This is a genomic window from Pseudomonas sp. Root329 (genome assembly GCF_001424925.1).
GTDB lineage: Bacteria > Pseudomonadota > Gammaproteobacteria > Pseudomonadales > Pseudomonadaceae > Aquipseudomonas > Aquipseudomonas arabinosi.
This window is the reverse complement of sequence record NZ_LMCV01000031.1, coordinates 36,059-52,897: the sequence shown is the minus strand read 5'-3', so window position 1 is coordinate 52,897 and position 16,839 is coordinate 36,059. Positions and strand designations below refer to the sequence as shown.

The 16,839-nt window shown below is 57.2% G+C and carries 17 protein-coding genes; 12 read left to right on the top strand and 5 right to left on the bottom strand.

The genetic code is table 11. From position 1 onward, the window contains the following. Nucleotides 1–467: 467 nt before the first annotated feature. Both ASC74_RS21395 and ASC74_RS31260 read left to right on the top strand, forming a co-directional pair. Complete coding sequence (locus ASC74_RS21395; RefSeq protein WP_046046699.1) at nt 468–1,097, top strand: LysE family translocator; 630 nt, start codon at nt 468–470, stop codon at nt 1,095–1,097. A gap of 164 nt (nt 1,098–1,261) precedes the next feature. Continuing rightward, entirely contained in the window at nt 1,262–1,792 is a 531-nt protein-coding gene (locus ASC74_RS31260) for a nuclear transport factor 2 family protein (protein ID WP_082555863.1), read from the top strand. 365 nt (nt 1,793–2,157) lie between these two features. Here the strand turns inward: ASC74_RS31260 and ASC74_RS21390 are convergent, their stop codons facing one another. After that, entirely contained in the window at nt 2,158–3,069 is a 912-nt protein-coding gene (locus ASC74_RS21390) for a YeeE/YedE thiosulfate transporter family protein (protein WP_056743845.1), read from the bottom strand. 245 nt (nt 3,070–3,314) lie between these two features. Here ASC74_RS21390 and pdxR point away from each other — a divergent pair, with 245 nt between their 5' ends. From pdxR to chrA, 8 genes are all read left to right on the top strand, one after another. Then, complete coding sequence (pdxR, locus tag ASC74_RS21385; RefSeq protein ID WP_056743843.1) at nt 3,315–4,820, top strand: MocR-like pyridoxine biosynthesis transcription factor PdxR; 1,506 nt, start codon at nt 3,315–3,317, stop codon at nt 4,818–4,820. Nucleotides 4,821–4,932: 112 nt separating this feature from the next. Beyond that, entirely contained in the window at nt 4,933–6,003 is a 1,071-nt protein-coding gene (locus ASC74_RS21380; RefSeq protein ID WP_056743842.1) for a sugar phosphate isomerase/epimerase family protein, read from the top strand. Nucleotides 6,004–6,036: 33 nt separating this feature from the next. After that, nucleotides 6,037–7,302: an MFS transporter gene (locus ASC74_RS21375; protein ID WP_056743840.1), complete on the top strand. Its 1,266-nt coding sequence runs from the start codon at nt 6,037–6,039 to the stop codon at nt 7,300–7,302. A gap of 437 nt (nt 7,303–7,739) precedes the next feature. Continuing rightward, nucleotides 7,740–8,753, top strand: a complete 1,014-nt coding sequence (locus ASC74_RS21370; protein WP_056743838.1) for an acyltransferase family protein — start codon at nt 7,740–7,742, stop codon at nt 8,751–8,753. Between the two features lie 66 nt (nt 8,754–8,819). Then, nucleotides 8,820–9,245 (top strand): GNAT family N-acetyltransferase, encoded by a 426-nt coding sequence (locus ASC74_RS21365; RefSeq protein WP_056743836.1) that lies wholly within the window; start codon nt 8,820–8,822, stop codon nt 9,243–9,245. A 166-nt stretch (nt 9,246–9,411) separates the two neighbouring features. Continuing rightward, entirely contained in the window at nt 9,412–10,152 is a 741-nt protein-coding gene (locus ASC74_RS21360) for a Mut7-C RNAse domain-containing protein (protein ID WP_056743834.1), read from the top strand. A gap of 171 nt (nt 10,153–10,323) precedes the next feature. Continuing rightward, nucleotides 10,324–11,268 (top strand): chromate resistance protein ChrB domain-containing protein, encoded by a 945-nt coding sequence (locus tag ASC74_RS21355; RefSeq protein WP_056743832.1) that lies wholly within the window; start codon nt 10,324–10,326, stop codon nt 11,266–11,268. Next, nucleotides 11,261–12,619, top strand: a complete 1,359-nt coding sequence (gene chrA, locus ASC74_RS21350) for a chromate efflux transporter (protein WP_056743830.1) — start codon at nt 11,261–11,263, stop codon at nt 12,617–12,619. Before ASC74_RS21355 ends, chrA begins: the two co-directional genes overlap by 8 nt. 418 nt (nt 12,620–13,037) lie before the next feature. Here chrA and ASC74_RS31880 read toward each other — a convergent pair whose 3' ends face one another. Together ASC74_RS31880 and ASC74_RS21345 are read right to left on the bottom strand one after the other, a co-directional pair. Further along, the gene (locus ASC74_RS31880; protein WP_082555862.1) at nt 13,038–13,541 is read right to left on the bottom strand and encodes a hypothetical protein; all 504 of its coding nucleotides are present in this window, start codon (nt 13,539–13,541) and stop codon (nt 13,038–13,040) included. 93 nt (nt 13,542–13,634) lie between these two features. Continuing rightward, nucleotides 13,635–14,318 (bottom strand): winged helix-turn-helix transcriptional regulator, encoded by a 684-nt coding sequence (locus tag ASC74_RS21345; RefSeq protein WP_056743828.1) that lies wholly within the window; start codon nt 14,316–14,318, stop codon nt 13,635–13,637. A gap of 103 nt (nt 14,319–14,421) precedes the next feature. Here ASC74_RS21345 and ASC74_RS21340 point away from each other — a divergent pair, with 103 nt between their 5' ends. Both ASC74_RS21340 and ASC74_RS21335 read left to right on the top strand, forming a co-directional pair. Then, nucleotides 14,422–15,363: a carbon-nitrogen hydrolase family protein gene (locus ASC74_RS21340; RefSeq protein ID WP_056743826.1), complete on the top strand. Its 942-nt coding sequence runs from the start codon at nt 14,422–14,424 to the stop codon at nt 15,361–15,363. 42 nt (nt 15,364–15,405) lie between these two features. Then, a complete protein-coding gene (locus tag ASC74_RS21335; protein ID WP_056743824.1) occupies nt 15,406–15,840 on the top strand; it encodes a GFA family protein in 435 nt (144 codons plus the stop codon). A 50-nt stretch (nt 15,841–15,890) separates the two neighbouring features. On the opposite strand, the gene ASC74_RS21330 is transcribed toward ASC74_RS21335, so the two are convergent. Together ASC74_RS21330 and ASC74_RS31780 are read right to left on the bottom strand one after the other, a co-directional pair. Then, the gene (locus ASC74_RS21330; protein WP_056743822.1) at nt 15,891–16,352 is read right to left on the bottom strand and encodes an anti-virulence regulator CigR family protein; all 462 of its coding nucleotides are present in this window, start codon (nt 16,350–16,352) and stop codon (nt 15,891–15,893) included. A gap of 114 nt (nt 16,353–16,466) precedes the next feature. Then, the gene (locus ASC74_RS31780) at nt 16,467–16,616 is read right to left on the bottom strand and encodes a hypothetical protein (protein WP_162247451.1); all 150 of its coding nucleotides are present in this window, start codon (nt 16,614–16,616) and stop codon (nt 16,467–16,469) included. Nucleotides 16,617–16,839: the final 223 nt, after the last annotated feature.

The window sequence follows — 16,839 nt, the reverse complement described above, 5'->3', positions numbered from 1 at the left end:
GCCTTACGATGAAACCACCTATTTGAATGCTTTGAGGAAGCGTGGGTCACCGCTCCTCAAGAGTCTTGATTTAGGTTGACTGACTTCCTCAGGGCGTGAAGCTGCCCTTCGTAAAGGGCAGATAACGGCCGATTGTGTTGAAAAAGTCGGTCCTTCCAGACTGCCCGCATTCTGGTTGCTGAAAACGCCTTTTTTGCGCGCAGCTACGCGAAATCTGAGCCTGGAACCCTCTGCTCATAGAAAAGATTTCAATCTCAAGCGCGTACTTTTCTGCCGTGGAAACCATGGTCGACTTTTTCAACAGAATCGGCCAATAGCAGCCGCTCGAACTTGTTTCACCATGCTGTCGAACGGATTATTTTGCCTCTCCACACCAGACTGTTGCGGCCAAATCCATCCCCACTGTATCTGCTTCTGCCTAACTACTACCGGTTAGCATTACTCCTCACACAAGGAAGTATTGCTCTATGCCGGACGCCACTAACCTCTACCTATTCATTGTTGCCGCCTTGATGTTGCTGATCGTGCCTGGCCCTAACATGGCTATCGTCAGCAGCCATGCAGTCACCCACGGCTGGCGCGCCGGCCTCGCCGCAGCACTAGGAATAACCCTGGCCGATGTGCTGATGACCGTCATGGTTAGCGCAGGTCTCGGTGCGCTGGTGATGAGTTGGGCGCCGGCGTTTGACTTGCTACGGTGGGCCGGGGCTTGTTATCTGATGTGGCTGGCCTGGCAGGCATTGAAGACTCCTCCTGCGGATACTGATACTCAAGCTACACAGGCTTCCTTTCGGAAGATCTTTGCCCGAGCCACGCTCAACAGCCTGTTAAATCCCAAGGCGCTGTTGTTCTTCATGGTATTCCTGCCGCAATTCGTCACCGTAGGTGCCAGCAGCGTCACCTTGCAATTGATGTTCTTAGGTTTGTTGCTTGCGCTGATCGCATTGATCTTCCATTCCCTGCTCGGATTTTGCGCCGGACGGCTGCATGGACGCCTCAGCAAAGGCATGATATCTAAACGCCTTGGTGCTTATGGCTTCGCTGCGGTAATGACAGCTCTGGCGGCACGTTTACTGGTGCTCAACCGGCCGCTTTAAAGGGTCGAGGCACACCGATTTGGCAGAATATTTTCCTTGCCGATCTGTAGTGGTCTAATGAAACCGGACACCTCGATCTGGCGAGCATTCTCGCCTAAATGGGTATCCGGTTTCATTAGACCATTACAAAACTTAACATCATCGACTTTCAGGACGTATCCAAAATGCCAACCTCTGCTCGCTCGGTTGAGAAATACATCCTTGCCAAGGACGGAAACCGACCAGACCTTCTACGGCAATGCTTCACTTCCGACGCAACCCTTGAAATGGTTGTGCGTACAGGCACTATTTCATTCCCTCCCCATGTCAGCGGCCGGACAGGTATCGCGGACATACTGGTGCGCCGCTTTGGCCAATGTTACGAGAACGTCTATACGTTCTGCCTCGGCGAACCACCCAATGCAGGGACCACCACACATACGTGCAAATGGTTGGTAGGGATGTCAGTTAAGGCAACTGGCGAACTGCGTGTAGGTTGCGGGGAATATCACTGGCGGTTTCTGCCAACATCAGGGCTTGCAACGCACCTCTGCATCACGATCGAACACATGCAGGCCTGCGTAGCACAGGACTTGGAATCGGTGATAAATTGGCTACAGAGTCTCAATTATCCATGGTGTCTCTCCAGCGATTTGATTTGCACAGCACCGCATATCAGCAACATTGACCAAATCGTTGAATATCTTAAAGCCTGAATGTTGGGTTGACGGTGTCCATTTACTTCTGACAAGCATACGCATGTCGAAGTAACGTCCAAGGCACCTTGGTATGAAATTCAGGATCACTAGCCACAATCTCGATGACCGCATCGGGTCGGAAACAGCCCTTCGCTACAGGCAACTATTGGCCGATGTTTGCCCGTCGCGAGGGGCTGAAATCGCCCCCTAGCTGCCGGTCAGCAATGGCTGAAACTGGCCGATTTCTGTCTGTCGTCACCGCCTATATTATTGAGTCGAAAGCGGCTCTCAGCGACCAGCTCCAATCGACACTTTGCAAATGTTCAGCCAGACGAAATCAAACCAGCCCCTTCCCACGAAATGCTCGCTCTGGAACCGCCTGTTCAACTCGTACCGCGTTTTTTGCACCACAATGACACCAGAATGCCTGTGGCAATCGACACCAGTGGAATGCTTGAAGCAACGCTCAGTGTTGGAAACACCAACAGTATTTGCGAGTCGTTACCGCCGAGCATCATCGAAGCCCCAATCCCCATCAAAATACCCGCCAACAAATGAACGCCAGCCTTTGATGGGGTAAAGGCCTCGAAACAGAACGTTTTCCTGTACAGGGTAAAACTCAACATGCCTGCCAGCAACATAACAAACACCGCAATACGCCGGGCGCTGATTGCCATATCGGCTTGCCAGAACATCTGCGAAACATTGTAAAAGAACACACTAGGTGTCCATAACGGCTCGAACGTATAGAGCGCACTCGTCAACGCACCCAGCAGCATACTGGAGAGAACCAGGTGTTTATTACCCTGTATGCCGACCAAAAATATCAGCACCAGTGCCACTACACCGATCAACAGCCAGTAATGGCGGCTGGAAATTTCCGGCATCAGAATGGTCTTCTGTTCGGGCATCATGCGCATGTAATACCAGAGCACGATCCCCAGGACCCAGCCGATCATTGTGAACAGTTTATTGAAATTGCCACAGGCAAACTTGGTCAGCGTGCCTACGCTGCAACCGTTGTTCAGCACCGATGCCACCCCGAACAACAAGCCGCCCGAAACCAGTAAAGGATAGGAAATACCAGGCGAGTACAGCGGCAGGCTGACCTCGGAGAAACGATAGAGCGGGGCCAGCATCAACCCGAACAATCCACACGATGTCAGTGCGACAAACAACGTCGGGCGCCCCGCCAGCAATTGTTCGCTCGCTTTGACAAGGCACATACCCATGCGCTGCGAAACCCAGCCAATCAGGAACGCTAATACCAACGCCATCAGTAAAGAGAAAACCATGTTCGTGCGCCACTGCTGATTGGGATGGACCGGGCCTCACCAGGCATTAGCGTAGCTCTCGATCAGGCTACCGGTGTATCTGACACAGCCGTAAGCTGGCAGTCGCTTTGTATTGCCCCCTGGTTTCGTATTGCGCCGGACATCAACGCCAGACGGATGACTTATCGGGTATCGCTCGATACCCTTACCTCCCCGTCGCCTGACGGTTTCCCGGTCAAATCCCATTTCGCCCAGACGAGCATGTCATGAAATCCCCCGCAGGTTTGCTGCTGTCGGCTATCGAGTTGGACCGTGCCAGTGCCATTCCCCTGTACCGCCAACTGTATCTGCAGATTCGCAAACAGATACTCAACGGCAGAATCCAGGGGGGCGTGCGCCTGCCGTCGACCCGGACCTTGAGCAACGAGTTGGGGTTATCGCGGATCACCATTCTCAATGCTTTCGATCAGCTGATTGCCGAAGGTTTCCTGGCCTCGCGCACTGGCGCCGGTACGTATGTCGGCACTGAGTGGGAAAGCCGGGGTATCGAGGACGAGCAACCGCGCCAGCCACCGCGCCTCTCCGACTTGAGCCAGTCGATGCTGTCGCTGCGCAGCGATCATTTTCGCGGGGTGTCCTATGCCGACTGGGACCCCGCGACCCCGACCTCCTTCCTGCCCAGCCACAGCAGCTATGACGCATTCCCGCAGGCGATCTGGCGGCGCCTGATGAACCGTCATTTGCTCAAGCCAACCAAGGCCATTCTGGGTTATGGCGAGTTGCAAGGCTTGCAGGCGTTTCGCACAGCGATTGCCGAATACGTCTTCGATGCTCGTGGCATCGACTGCAGTGCCGGGCAAGTGGTGATCGTTTCCGGCGCGCAGCAAGCGTTCAACCTGCTGGGCATGCTGCTGCTCAATCCTCAGGACAGCGTCTGGATGGAGGACCCGGGGCACATCGCCGCGCGCATTGCGTTGCAGGCCCAGGGGGCTCAGGTGATTCCGTTGCGTATCGATGAACAGGGGATCGATGTCCAGCAAGGCCTGACCGAGTGCCCTGATGCCCGCCTGGTGTTTTGTACGCCTTCGCGCCAGCATCCTTTGGGTGTCACCCTGAGTTATGCGCGGCGCCAGGCACTCATCGACTGGGCTGCGCAGCATCAGAGCTGGATCATCGAGGACGATTGCGACAGTGAGTTTCGCTACAGTGGCCGACTCCTCCCGGCGCTGTATGCCATGGACCAGATGGCCCGGGTGATCTACGTCGGCACGTTCAGCAAAGTGCTCTTTCCGTCACTGAGACTGGGTTACGTGATTCTGCCGCAGGCCCTGGTCGAACCCTTTTGCACCCTGCGCGCGGTCATGGATCGCAGTCCGCCTACCCTGCTTCAGGCGACAACGGCAGACTTCATGATCGAAGGCCACTTTCTGGGGCACATCCGCCGCATGCGTGCGCTGTACAAGGCGCGCCAAGAGGCATTGATCGAACAGATTGAAAAGCAGATTGGCAGCTTTTTCAGGATCACTCCGACGGATGCCGGCATGCACCTGATCGCCTGGCTGCCCCCTGAACTCAGTGACACTGACATCGCCCGGCAACTGGCCCAGCACAACATCCACACCTACGCCTTGAGCGACTACCGCATCAAACTTGCCCTGCCGCCAGCTCTGTTGATCGGCTTTGCCGGCACGCCTGAAAACCAGGCCCGGGAACGTGTCGAAGCGCTGGCCCAGGCCTTGCGCATATTGGGTTATCTGCCGCCGACCACTTGATGCGAGGCAAGTGGTCTTATCAATTAACTGATAATGGATCTATCGAGAGTTCCTGACTGGCGCGATAAAGGCTGCGCCGGTAGACCCGGTGTCTGAACCAGGAACGACTCTAATGAACAATAAGATCCAGGAACGATTCAACGCCTTGCTGAGCCATAAAGTGGTCGAACACGGGGCTGTTCCCGTGCTGACGGACGCCCTGGCCCGGCGGCTGCTTGAACGTCTCGGGCAATTGCGCCTGTTTGCCCACGCCTACCCGCTACTGACCAACCTCACCCACGGTCGTGTCATCCCTGCCGACATGCTGGACTTCGCCTATCGCCACGAGCTGCAAGGCCTGAGCCTGCACTTGCTCGACGGCGAGGAAAACAGCCTGAGCCAAATGTCACCCGCGCAGCTCCAGGCGTTTGCCGCCAAGGCCAAAGCGCTGGGGCTGGATGTGCACCTGGAAATCAGCAGCACGCTGAAAAAGGATGTCGACCAGGTGATCGCCATCGCCAGGGCCCTGGGGGTGCGCAACATCCGTGTTTACTCACGTTACGAGGGCAAGCTTTCGCGGGTCATGGACGTGATCGAGACCGACCTGCACTACCTCGCACAACAGGCCGACGCACACGATCTGTACTTTGACTTCGAGCAGCATGAAGAACTCAAAAGCGGCGAAATCGCGCAACTGCTCAACCGACTCAACCACCCTCGCCTGCATGCTCTGTTTGACTTCGGCAACATGATCAATGCCTGCGAACAGCCCCTGCAGGCCCTGCGCAACCTGGCGCCGCACATCCGCCAGACTCACCTCAAGGGTGTGCGCATCGTCCCCGAGCAAAACGGCTTCGGCCATTACGGCGTTTTGCAGGGCAGCGACGAGGATGATCTGCCCAGCGCCCGCATGCTGTTCGAGCTGTTGATGCTGGGCGAAGCAACCCCGCAGGTGATCGCGTTCATCCTCGAGCAGGAAAACCACTACGTGGCCCCGGCCTTCCGCCAGAGCACTGAGGCGGCCGATCCCTTCATTGCCTACCGGGAGATGAGCGAAACGCCGCTGCCGAACGGCTACTCCCTTGAGCGAATGCTGGCCGACGAACACCGCTGGGCGAACAACCAGGTCGCCTATGTCCGTAGCCTGCTGGCCGAAATGCGCACCTTGGCTGAACTGACCCTGGCCAGCCCTTCCAACGCCTGAACCTGACGACCCGACTACGCCCGGAGAACAATAATGACAACTCAAAACAAGGCCAAATGGCTCAGATTCCTGATCCTCATCCTCGGTGGCGGCACCATCTACAAGCTGGCGAACCTCAAGGACGCCTTCTATGTACCCATGCAGGAATTCATGGGCTTGAGCCACACTGAAATCGGCATGCTGCTCAGTGCCAACGCGATCATCGCCACCGCGCTGTTTGTGGTGGGTGGCCTGCTCGCCGATCGCTACGACACGCGCAAACTGATTCCTCTCGGCCTGATCGGCACCGGTGGCCTGGGGTTGTACCTGGCGACCTTTCCGCCCTTCAGCAATTTGCTGATCGTGTTCAGTCTGTTGGCGATTTGTGCCGACTGCCTGTTCTGGCCATCGCTGCTCAAAGCCATCCGCAACCTGGGTGACGATCAGGAGCAAGGCCGGTTGTTCGGCCTGCTCGAAGGCGGGCGTGGCGTGGTGGATACACTGGTGGCCTTTTCCGCCCTGGGCGTGTTCGTCGCCATGGGTTCGGGCGAAACCGGCCTGAAGTCGGCGATCCTGTTTTACTCGGTCATCGATATTCTGGCCGGCACCCTGACCTGGTTCCTGCTCAAGAGCGGCAGCGCGCAGTCGGTGGCCAAGCCGAAGAACGGTCTGGCGAACCTGATGGAGGCGATCAAGGTACCGGGCATCTGGCTGGTCAGCCTCAACGTGTTCATGGTCTACATCGTCTACTGCGGCCTGACCTACTTCATTCCCTACCTCAAGGAAATGTACGGGTTGCCCGTGGCTCTGGTGGGTGCCTACGGCATCATCAACCAATACTTCCTGAAGATCCTCGGCGGTCCTGCCGGCGGTTTCATCGCCGACAAGCAGTTCAAGAGCACCAGCCGCTACCTGAAGTGGGCATTCCTGGCGCTGCTGCCGCTGATGGGCGTGATCATGCTGATTCCGAAAAGCCCGGGCTTCATCTATGCGGGCATGGCCGCCACCCTGTCCTTCGCCCTGATCGTGTTCTCCATGCGCGGCGTGTTCTGGGCGCCCATGGGTGAGGTCGGCATTCCCCAGCACATCACCGGCTCGGCCTTCGGCATCGGTTGCCTGATCGGCTATGCACCCGGCATGTTTGCCTACGTGATCTATGGCGCGATCCTCGACCACTTCCCCGGTCAACAGGGTTACAACTATGTCTTCAGCCTGATGAGCATACTGGCCATAGTGGGCTTCATGGTGTCCAGCCTGCTCTATCAAGCGGTGCGCAAAAAATCCATGGCCACTGGCGGGATGAGCGCGGCGCAAGCCTGATCATCGCCATGGACTCCGGGAGGAGGAATCGTCTACCACGCCGATCCCACCTCCTGACCACAACGCCGGAATGAACCGGCGCTGACTTACGCGCAATCTGGATAACGCGCTACCGCGACGGAACGCTTTTTCATCTTATGGCGACGCACCGGCTTATGGAGCGACCGTGGGCGATTCACTTAGCGCCACGCTATCAAGCAACGTCAAACAAACAACGCCAAAAACCCAGTCATTTAGCGAACTCCTCGCGCCTGGAATTTTTTCATGGCGTGAAGTGTAAAGTGCAAAAGGTGTCCTAGACTACAGGCTTAAATGGTCAGATTTCTTGAATTTTTTACCGCTGTAACTACTGGGTTTTTATATGAATTCAGACAGTTTTCAGTCGCAGCGCTGCCTTTATAGAATGCCCTCTATCGACCCAAGAGCGGGATGCAAATATGAATAGTGATTCCGTAGCGGGCTCTCGATTCAGCGTACTTGATGGATGGCGCGGCATAAGCATCTTGCTTGTCTTGGCGTGCCACCTGCTACCACTTGGCCCAAAGCCTTGGCAATTCAATGCCGCCGCAGGCGTTATGGGAATGGCTATATTTTTTACGCTATCGGGTTTCCTGATAACAAACTTTCTGCTCAACAACAGCAGCGTCGTTGATTTTTTAATCCGCAGAATCTTTCGGGTTGTGCCGCTCGCCTGGTTGTACATGCTCATTGCTTTACCGGTCATGAACAGCACTCCGGATTTCTACATCGCAAACTTTCTGTTCGTTGCCAACTGGCCGCCCATGTGGCTTGGCAGTGTAAATGGCCACCTATGGAGTTTGTGCATGGAGGTCCAGTTTTATTTCGCCATCGCTTTGCTGGTAGTTTTGATGAGAAACAAGTGGATACTGCTAATCCCTTGTCTCTGCATCGCCGTCACGATGTACCGGGTCATGAACGACGTCCATGTCGCAATCAATACTTATTACCGCATTGATGAAATACTTTCCGGATGCATACTTGCACTGATATACAACAATAGACTGGGTAACATCCTTGCGAAACTTCCGACACAAACAGGGATCGCACAAATATTTTTATGCCTCCTGTTTGTCTTGTCCTGTCATCCCGATGCGGGCTTCATGAACTACTTCCGCCCCTATCTTGCCGCAGCAATGGTGGGGAGCACATTACTCAATAGCCGGACACCCGTTGCCCAGCTTCTGAATAATCGCGCTCTATTTTATATTGCCACCATCTCGTACGCTCTCTACGTTGTTCATCCGCTGCTAATAAATACTTGGCTGGGCAGCGGAGATACCGTCATAAAATACTTGAAGCGCCCTTTGTTGTTCGCCGCCATTTTTCTCACCGCGCATATCTCGACCTTCTATTATGAAAAATGGTGGATTGCTTTTGGTAAGAGATTCTCCAAGAAAGTAGCTAGCCAATCTGTTACATCGGCCGGTTGAATCATCATGGATGACGCGAATGGGATACCCTTTTGACCCGGTTGCAAAACGCTCAGGGAGAGCACCATGCCTGCACAAATCCAACTATCAGAAAATGTAACGGAGGCAGAGCGCCTCGCCATTCTGACCCCGCTGCTGGCCCATAACCTGACTAACGGCGGAGACGACGCGCATGAAACATTTGCTCTGCTGCTACGAGCCCCTGACAGGGACGAAGTCATTGGCGGGCTGTACGGGAAGATCTCCTATCGATGGCTACTCATCGATCTTGTCAGCGTTCCTGAACAGATGCGGGGCCAGGGTATCGGGGAGCGGTTAATGCGCATGGCCGAAGATATCGCGCAAAAGAAGAACTGCATTGGCATTTGGCTAGAGACCTTCAGCTTTCAGGCGCCAGGTTTTTATCGAAAACTTGGGTACTCCGAGTTCGGACGCTTGGCAGATTACCCACCAGGACAGACTCGACTCTATTACCAAAAGACGCTGTGCTAACAGCGCTTTGAGTTGATTTTGCTCTCGTAGATCCCAACGCCCGATGATGTGTATCTCATGCAGCTTCGGCTAAATCGTTCAGCGGGCGTTTCGTAGTTTGGGGGCCGCCGGAGAAGATGTCCGGGCTAGACTCGCTCATCCTTGCAGCCCTGCCATACTGTTCAACATGACCAGAGCAACCTTCCGCTTCTACGAGGAGCTCAACGATTTCCTGCCGGCCGAACGGCGGCGGCAGTCCTTCACTTGCGAGTGCGCGCGAGCGGCGACGGTCAAGCACATGATCGAGGCGCTCGGGATACCGCACACGGAGGTCGAGTTGGTGCTGCTCAACGGCGAGTCGGTGGGCTTCGAGCGGGTGATTTTCGACGGTGACCGGCTGGCGGTGTATCCCAAGTTCGAAGCGCTGGACATCAGCCCGCTGCTCAAGGTTCGTGCGCAACCTTTACGGGTGCTGCGCTTCGTCGCTGATGCGCACCTTGGCGGGCTGGCCAACCTGCTGCGCATGAGCGGCTTCGACACCCTCTACGACAATGGCTTCGAGGATGCCGAGATCGCCGAGATCGCTGCGCAGCAAGGACGCATCGTGCTAACCCGCGACCGCGAACTGCTCAAGCGACGGATCATCAGCCACGGCTGTTACGTGCATGCCCTGAAACCGTCGCTGCAGCTGCGCGAATTGTACGAACGCCTCGACCTGGCGCGTAGCGCGCGGCCATTCAGCCTGTGCCTTCATTGCAACCTGCCGCTGCACGAGATCAGCCCGGAACTGGCCCGGGCGCAGGTGCCGCCACGCGTTGGCATCCTCTATTCGCACTTCCTGCGCTGCGACGCCTGCCAGCGGGTTTACTGGGAAGGTTCGCACTGGCGCGGCATGTGTGCACTGCTGGCACCTCTGTTGTACCGATAGCCAAGCGCATCGGACCGCCTCTACGACTTGAAGCGCCCCACCAGCCCGTTCAGTTCATTCGAGAGGTGCGAAAGCCGGCCTGAGTCTTCTTGCGCAGCGCTGGTCGGGCTTTCCAAACGCCAAAAACACCGATAACGTAATAAGAACTACAAAATAAATAGCGTTCTCTACATGAACAACTGGCTGACACTGATTCTCGCCTTACCCACGGCGAATGCCACCGAGCGCATGCGAGCCTGGCGTGCTCTGAAAGCCTCAGGTGCGGCAGTTTTGCGCGATGGTGCCTATCTGTTGCCTGATACCGCTGTCTGCCGTGAAGCTCTGGCGTCTGTCGAGCGCGACATCCTTTCTATCAATGGCACTGTTTACATCCTGCCCGTGGTCGATCCGGAGGGTGAGCGCTTTGTCGAGTTGTTCGACCGTAACGATGACTACAGCAAGCTACGCGCAGAGATTGAAGAGCGCCGTGGGCAGCTCAATCCTGACAACGCATTGGCCACCACCAAGCAAATTCGCAAGCTGCGCAAAAACTACGATCAGCTCACCCACATCGATTATTTTCCAGGCAAGCCAAAGGAGCAGACTGATTCAGCCTTGCAGGCGCTTGAGACGGCTGTCCGCAGGGCGTTGTCTGCGGATGAACCCCATAGCCGCGACGAGCCCATCACGGCACTCAACCGTGGTGATTATCAACGTCGTGTCTGGGCAACACGTAAGCGTCCGTGGGTTGATCGTCTGGCTTGCGCCTGGTTGATTCGGCGCTTCATTGATCCTCAAGCTCGGATCCTCTGGCTGAATACTCCACATGACTGTCCGGCAGACGCGCTGGGTTTCGACTTCGATGATGCGACCTTCAGTCATGTCGGCAATCGCGTGACCTTCGAAACCCTGCAAGCCAGTTTTGAGCTTCAAGAGCCCGGCCTGAACCGCATCGCGGCCTTGGTGCACTACCTCGATATCGGCGGCATTCAGCCTTTGGAGGCTGCCGGCATCGAGCGCGTGCTGGCGGGATTGCGCGAAACCATTTCCCATGACGACCACTTGCTGGCTGCTGCCAGCGCCATCTTCGACGGCCTGCTCGCCGAGTTTGTGAAAGAGGAACAACCCAATGAGTAAGGTGTTGGCATCAACGCCTGAAGAGGATCTATCGAGGCCGGAGGCGATCAGCTTGCGTGAGGCATTCTGGTTCTGGTTGAAGCTCGGCTTCATCAGTTTCGGCGGGCCAGCAGGACAGATTTCGATCATGCACCAGGAGCTGGTGGAACGTCGGCGCTGGATCTCCGAACGACGCTTTCTCCATGCGCTCAACTATTGCATGTTGCTGCCTGGGCCAGAGGCTCAGCAATTGGCAACCTACATCGGCTGGCTGATGCATCGAACCTGGGGCGGAGTGATCGCCGGAGTGTTGTTCGTGCTGCCCTCACTGTTCATCCTCATCGCTTTGTCGTGGATGTACATCGCGTTCGGCGAAGTGCCTGTGGTGGCCGGCCTCTTCTATGGGATCAAGCCTGCCGTGACGGCCATCGTGGTGCAGGCGGCACACAGGATCGGCACTCGGGCGCTGAAGAACAATTGGCTGTGGGCGATAGCAGCAGCTTCATTTACCGCGATCTTCGCGTTCAATGTTCCTTTCCCGCTGATCGTATTGGGAGCAGCGTTAATCGGCTATGCCGGAGGGCGTCTGGCGCCTGAAAAGTTCAGAACCGGGGGCCATAGCGCTGCCAAAAAGTCCTTCGGCCCAGCCTTGATCGATGACGACACCCCGTCCCCGGAACATGCCCGGTTCAGCTGGATGAAACTGGCGCTGCTGGCCCTTATCGGCGCAGCGCTGTGGGCGTTGCCGATGGGAGTCCTGACCGCGCTTTTTGGCTGGGAAGGTACCTTGACCCAGATGGGCTGGTTCTTTACCAAGGCCGCGTTGCTGACTTTTGGCGGGGCCTATGCAGTCCTCCCGTATGTCTATCAAGGTGCGGTCGGTCACTATGGCTGGCTTACCCCGACCCAGATGATCGACGGTTTGGCACTGGGGGAAACCACACCAGGGCCGCTGATCATGGTGGTGGCCTTCGTCGGCTTTGTGGGAGCGTACGTCTCACAAGTGTTCGGCGCCGATCATGTATTTCTGGCCGGGGCTGTCGCGGCCACCCTGGTGACATGGTTCACTTTCTTGCCCTCGTTCCTGTTCATCCTCGCCGGTGGCCCCCTGGTGGAATCGACCCACAACGAACTCAAGTTCACCGCACCGCTTACCGCAATCACAGCGGCGGTGGTTGGAGTGATCCTCAATCTGGCATGTTTCTTCGGCTATCACGTGCTGTGGCCGAAGGGCTTCAGCGGCAACCTCGACTGGCCCTCTGCACTGATTGCCATTTTGGCGGCAATTGCCTTGTTCCGCTTCAAGCGGGGCGTCATTCAGGTGCTGATGGCTTGCGCGCTCGTCGGCTTGGCGGTGCATCTGCTGCGCTAGAGAGGATGTGATCGGTCGACGTTTACGGACTCAAGCAGCGGAACAAACGAAAACGGGCGCCTTGACGGGCGCCCGTTTTGTTCAGGATTGCGTGCTGCGGGGTTTGGTCGCTTGCAGCCTTTTCACCCACTGCTGAACGATGCAGACCATCGCAGCCAGCAGCTAAGCTTTATCAGGAGGCCTTCGCGAAACCCTGAAAAGTCAGGAGGCAAACAATGAGCAAACAACCTCAACCCGGGAGCCGCTCCAACCCCCAACCCAGATCTCGCCCGGTAGTGCCTGCCCTGCCCAGTAAGACAGGCACCCAGTCCGGGGGCTTGCGCGGTAACTACCCACCGAAGAAGTCCAATTGAGCTCAAGCGTGCGGCAGACTTTGCAGTTGAGTCTGTTGGACTTTCCCATCAGCCCTTATGGCTGATCAGTGCGATTTTTTCGATACCGATGTCCCGGCTTTGCTCAACCCTTTCGTGTTGTGATCGCCTGGTGTCGTGGCCGAGATTGCTCTGGCTTGGGCCACGCCGCGAGTGTCTTTGGAATGGGCGATGCCTGAAGTCGCTTGACCATGACCGCGATCACTATTGCGCTCACTGCCGTAGTGGTTTCCGCTTACACCATGGTCGCGAACAGCTTTGCCGGCGTGATCGCTGGCCAGTCCATTGCCGTGGCCGTTGCTGTCAGAGTTGCCGGCGTGACCTGAACCGCTGTGGCCGCCGCCTATACCGCCGCCGTGGCCACCGCCATTACCACCTCCGTTTCCGCCCCCATTACCACCACCACCACCACCACCACCACCACCACCACCACCACCGTCTTTCGCATAGGCGGAGTTCATGATGGACAGGTCAGCAGGGAGTAATGGGGCGGCCGCAAGCATCAGGGCGCAGGACATTACAGCAATGAGACTCTTATTCTTTAAAAGCATGATTGCTTCCGTAGGGTAGGTTGATATCGCGAGTCTTATGACGCTTTAGGCCCCAGACAGTTCACGTCCTGCGACCGACGGATGCTGCCAGCGCTAGCGTGCCGCGCTCCGGGTACCCGCGAACGCACTCGTGCCAAGCCAGCGCCACAAACTTTCCGCATCCTTCACCGCGCCATCTACACGCAGCTCTCGCGACTGAAGAACCTCCCGCGGTGTGCGGTCGCCCGCCCACACCTCGGTCAACGCGCGCACGCTGGAGTCCACGACGAGCGTCAGTTCGCGACCGGGGTCGTCGCGGCACAGGTCTGCCACACCCTGTTCGACCACGAGCCACCACGCTTGCTCGCCGGGTCGCGCGTCGTGGAACTTGAAGTGGATGACCACCGGTCGGGACGGGAACGTCTCGACGCGCACGAACCGCCGCACGTCCCACATCAGCAGGCCCGCGTCGAGTTCGTCATCGCGAAGGCGACTGCCGATCCAGCGCGCGCCCCAATGCCCTAGCGCCATGATGATGGGGCGCAATTCCTCGCCCGCCTCGGTCAGGCTGTACTCCCAGACTTTGCCGGTGGCCGTGCGGTGCACGACGCCGATTTCTTCCAAATGGCGCAGACGTTGTGCCAGCAGGTTGGTGGACATCCGGGGCACGCCGCGGTGCAATTCATTGAAGCGCTTGCTGCCGCACAGCAACTCGCGCACGACCAAAGGTGTCCAGCGCTCGCACAGGGCTTCAGCACCGCGCGCGACCGTGCAGAACTGACCGTAGCTTTCGTCCATTGCCTTGGCTCCGCAATTACAACGCTTCAGATTCTGAACTAGCCCCGCCACTTCGCCACGCGCACGCTGAAACCTCGAAAGCCAAATACCAAAGGAGCACGCCATGACCAAGGTAGCCATCATTCAGCTTCCGCCCGTGCTGCTCGATCGCAGCGCGACAATCGCCCGGGCCGTGCAATCGGTTGCTGAGGCTGCGGCAGCGGGAGCCTCGCTGATCGTTTTGCCCGAATCGTACATTCCCGGTTACCCCTCCTGGATCTGGCGGCTGGCGGCGGGAAAGGACGGGGCTGTCATGGGCCAGTTGCACACGCGACTGCTGGCCAACGCCGTCGATATCGCGAACGGTGACCTGAGCCAATTGTGTGAGGCCGCCAGGGCTCACGCCGTGACGATCGTGTGCGGCGTCAATGAATGCGACCGGCAAAAGGGTGGCGGCACGCTCTACAACAGCGTAGTCGTTATCGGCTCGAACGGCGCCGTGCTCAACCGACATCGCAAGCTGATGCCAACCAATCCAGAGCGCATGGTGCATGGCTTCGGTGATGCCTCCGGTTTGCGCACGGTCGATACACCCGTCGGCCGCGTCGGTGCGCTCATCTGCTGGGAAAACTACATGCCGTTGGCACGCTATTCACTGTATGCCCAAGGGGTGGAAATCTACGTCGCCCCCACGTACGACACGGGCGAAGGCTGGATCAGCACGATGCGTCACATTGCACTTGAAGGCCGCTGTTGGGTGCTCGGCAGTGGCACCGCGCTGCGCGGCAGTGACATTCCCGACGACTTCCCGGCGCGTGCGCAACTGTTTCCCGATCCGGAGGAATGGATCAACGACGGCGACTCGGTGGTGGTCAGTCCTCAAGGCCGGATCGTGGCCGGTCCATTACACCGAGAGGCCGGCATTCTGTATGCGGACATCGACGTCGCACTCGTGGCGCCAGCGCGGCGGGCGCTCGACGTCACCGGGCATTACGCGCGCCCGGACATTTTCGAACTGCAGGTGCGGCGCACGCCGGCGACTGCGGTGCACTACATTGACGAATGAGGTCCGGCGGTATCGCCTGGCAATTGATCAAGGAGTCATGCCATGAGCATTGAACGGTCTTACAAGGGCAGTTGTTTTTGCGGCGCAGTCGAGTTCACCGTCAGTGGCGAGCCGGCCGCGATGGGCTATTGCCATTGCGAGTCGTGTCGGCATTGGTCAGCAGGGCCGGTCAATGCCTTCACGCTGTGGAAACCCGAGGCGGTGCAAGTGACTCGGGGTGCTGACAACATCGGCACCTACAACAAGACACCGCGCAGTTACCGCAAGTGGTGCAAGACGTGCGGTGGACACATCTTCACTGAGCACCCGGGGATGGGGCTGATCGATGTGTATGCCGCGGTCATCCCGGATCTTGCGTATTCGCCAGGCGTTCACGTCCACTATCAGGAGACCGTGCTGCGCATCAAAGATGGAGTGCCCAAGCTGAAGGATGTCCCCAACGAATTAGGGGGATCGGGTATCAGCGTGGACGAATAGCGCTGTTTACGCCGGTTGCCACCTTCAAATGGGCATAGGGATCATGCCCATTAATCAAAAGCACCGTTGAGCACTTCGTAGATGAGCCCGGTTGCCAGCGCGACCAATATCAAGTCGGTGCCAACTTGCTGCCATTCATATCCATCATAATGAGGCAGCCTGCCGATCAACCGGCCGTCCAGTTTTTTGGCAATCCCGGGGGGAAGCGGCTTACCTCGCGCGAGGTTCTTTTGAATGCCGGGTGGCAATGCAGGTCCGGGACTCCAGTAGTCTCGATACCCGCCAACGATCCCAAGAACGCTTCCGCGATTGATGCTTGGGCCATTATCCCAATCACCACCCCCGGAATTTTTGCCCTTGCCCCCCTGGTTGCCATGATCCTGGCTGTTTTGCGGATGCCCCTTGCCGTTTCCCTGGCCCTTTCCATTACCAGGATCGGCCAATGCAGTCACTGAACCGGAAACCAGCGCAAGGCATGTAATAGCTGCAATCAATGAGCGAGATCTGAGCATGAGTCGTTCCTTCAGCGTGACGGGACATCTCTCTGTAATTTAGACGCTATCGACGATGTGGGTTCCATGTTCTCCCATCGACACCCAAGGCGTGGAGCGCTGTGTCGAAGACAGTCAGCTGGCGGCCGCGAAGTGGTCGGGCGCTTGCAGTCTGTGCAGGGCATCGCGCAAAACACCGCAGACGATGTCGAAACCCTTGCCCTGAGCAGCCAGCGCTTGCCACCCATCGCGGTTCGCCTGGATGCACTGGACCGCACGTTTCATCAGTGATGCTCAATGCGCAGTAACCGTTAGTGCCACGGTAACTACAGCAATGGCTGTACTTGGCCAGGCTGCGTGTACGGGAGATAGCTAGCGGGGGAACGTGTAACAAATTAAGTCACAAACGTTTACCTACAGCGCAGATCCTTATACGATGAAGTCGCATATACTGCTCTCCATCAGGCAGACTAAGCTATGGTTATATTTGACAAAGCGGGCTTAACAA

Coding starts and splice junctions, on each gene's coding strand:
- ASC74_RS21395 (WP_046046699.1), top strand. CDS start 468: ATGCCGGACGCCACTAACCTCTACCTATTCATTGTTGCCGCCTTGATG.
- ASC74_RS31260 (WP_082555863.1), top strand. CDS start 1,262: ATGCCAACCTCTGCTCGCTCGGTTGAGAAATACATCCTTGCCAAGGAC.
- ASC74_RS21390 (WP_056743845.1), bottom strand. CDS start 3,069: ATGGTTTTCTCTTTACTGATGGCGTTGGTATTAGCGTTCCTGATTGGC.
- pdxR (WP_056743843.1), top strand. CDS start 3,315: ATGAAATCCCCCGCAGGTTTGCTGCTGTCGGCTATCGAGTTGGACCGT.
- ASC74_RS21380 (WP_056743842.1), top strand. CDS start 4,933: ATGAACAATAAGATCCAGGAACGATTCAACGCCTTGCTGAGCCATAAA.
- ASC74_RS21375 (WP_056743840.1), top strand. CDS start 6,037: ATGACAACTCAAAACAAGGCCAAATGGCTCAGATTCCTGATCCTCATC.
- ASC74_RS21370 (WP_056743838.1), top strand. CDS start 7,740: ATGAATAGTGATTCCGTAGCGGGCTCTCGATTCAGCGTACTTGATGGA.
- ASC74_RS21365 (WP_056743836.1), top strand. CDS start 8,820: ATGCCTGCACAAATCCAACTATCAGAAAATGTAACGGAGGCAGAGCGC.
- ASC74_RS21360 (WP_056743834.1), top strand. CDS start 9,412: ATGACCAGAGCAACCTTCCGCTTCTACGAGGAGCTCAACGATTTCCTG.
- ASC74_RS21355 (WP_056743832.1), top strand. CDS start 10,324: ATGAACAACTGGCTGACACTGATTCTCGCCTTACCCACGGCGAATGCC.
- chrA (WP_056743830.1), top strand. CDS start 11,261: ATGAGTAAGGTGTTGGCATCAACGCCTGAAGAGGATCTATCGAGGCCG.
- ASC74_RS31880 (WP_082555862.1), bottom strand. CDS start 13,541: ATGCTTTTAAAGAATAAGAGTCTCATTGCTGTAATGTCCTGCGCCCTG.
- ASC74_RS21345 (WP_056743828.1), bottom strand. CDS start 14,318: ATGGACGAAAGCTACGGTCAGTTCTGCACGGTCGCGCGCGGTGCTGAA.
- ASC74_RS21340 (WP_056743826.1), top strand. CDS start 14,422: ATGACCAAGGTAGCCATCATTCAGCTTCCGCCCGTGCTGCTCGATCGC.
- ASC74_RS21335 (WP_056743824.1), top strand. CDS start 15,406: ATGAGCATTGAACGGTCTTACAAGGGCAGTTGTTTTTGCGGCGCAGTC.
- ASC74_RS21330 (WP_056743822.1), bottom strand. CDS start 16,352: ATGCTCAGATCTCGCTCATTGATTGCAGCTATTACATGCCTTGCGCTG.
- ASC74_RS31780 (WP_162247451.1), bottom strand. CDS start 16,616: ATGAAACGTGCGGTCCAGTGCATCCAGGCGAACCGCGATGGGTGGCAA.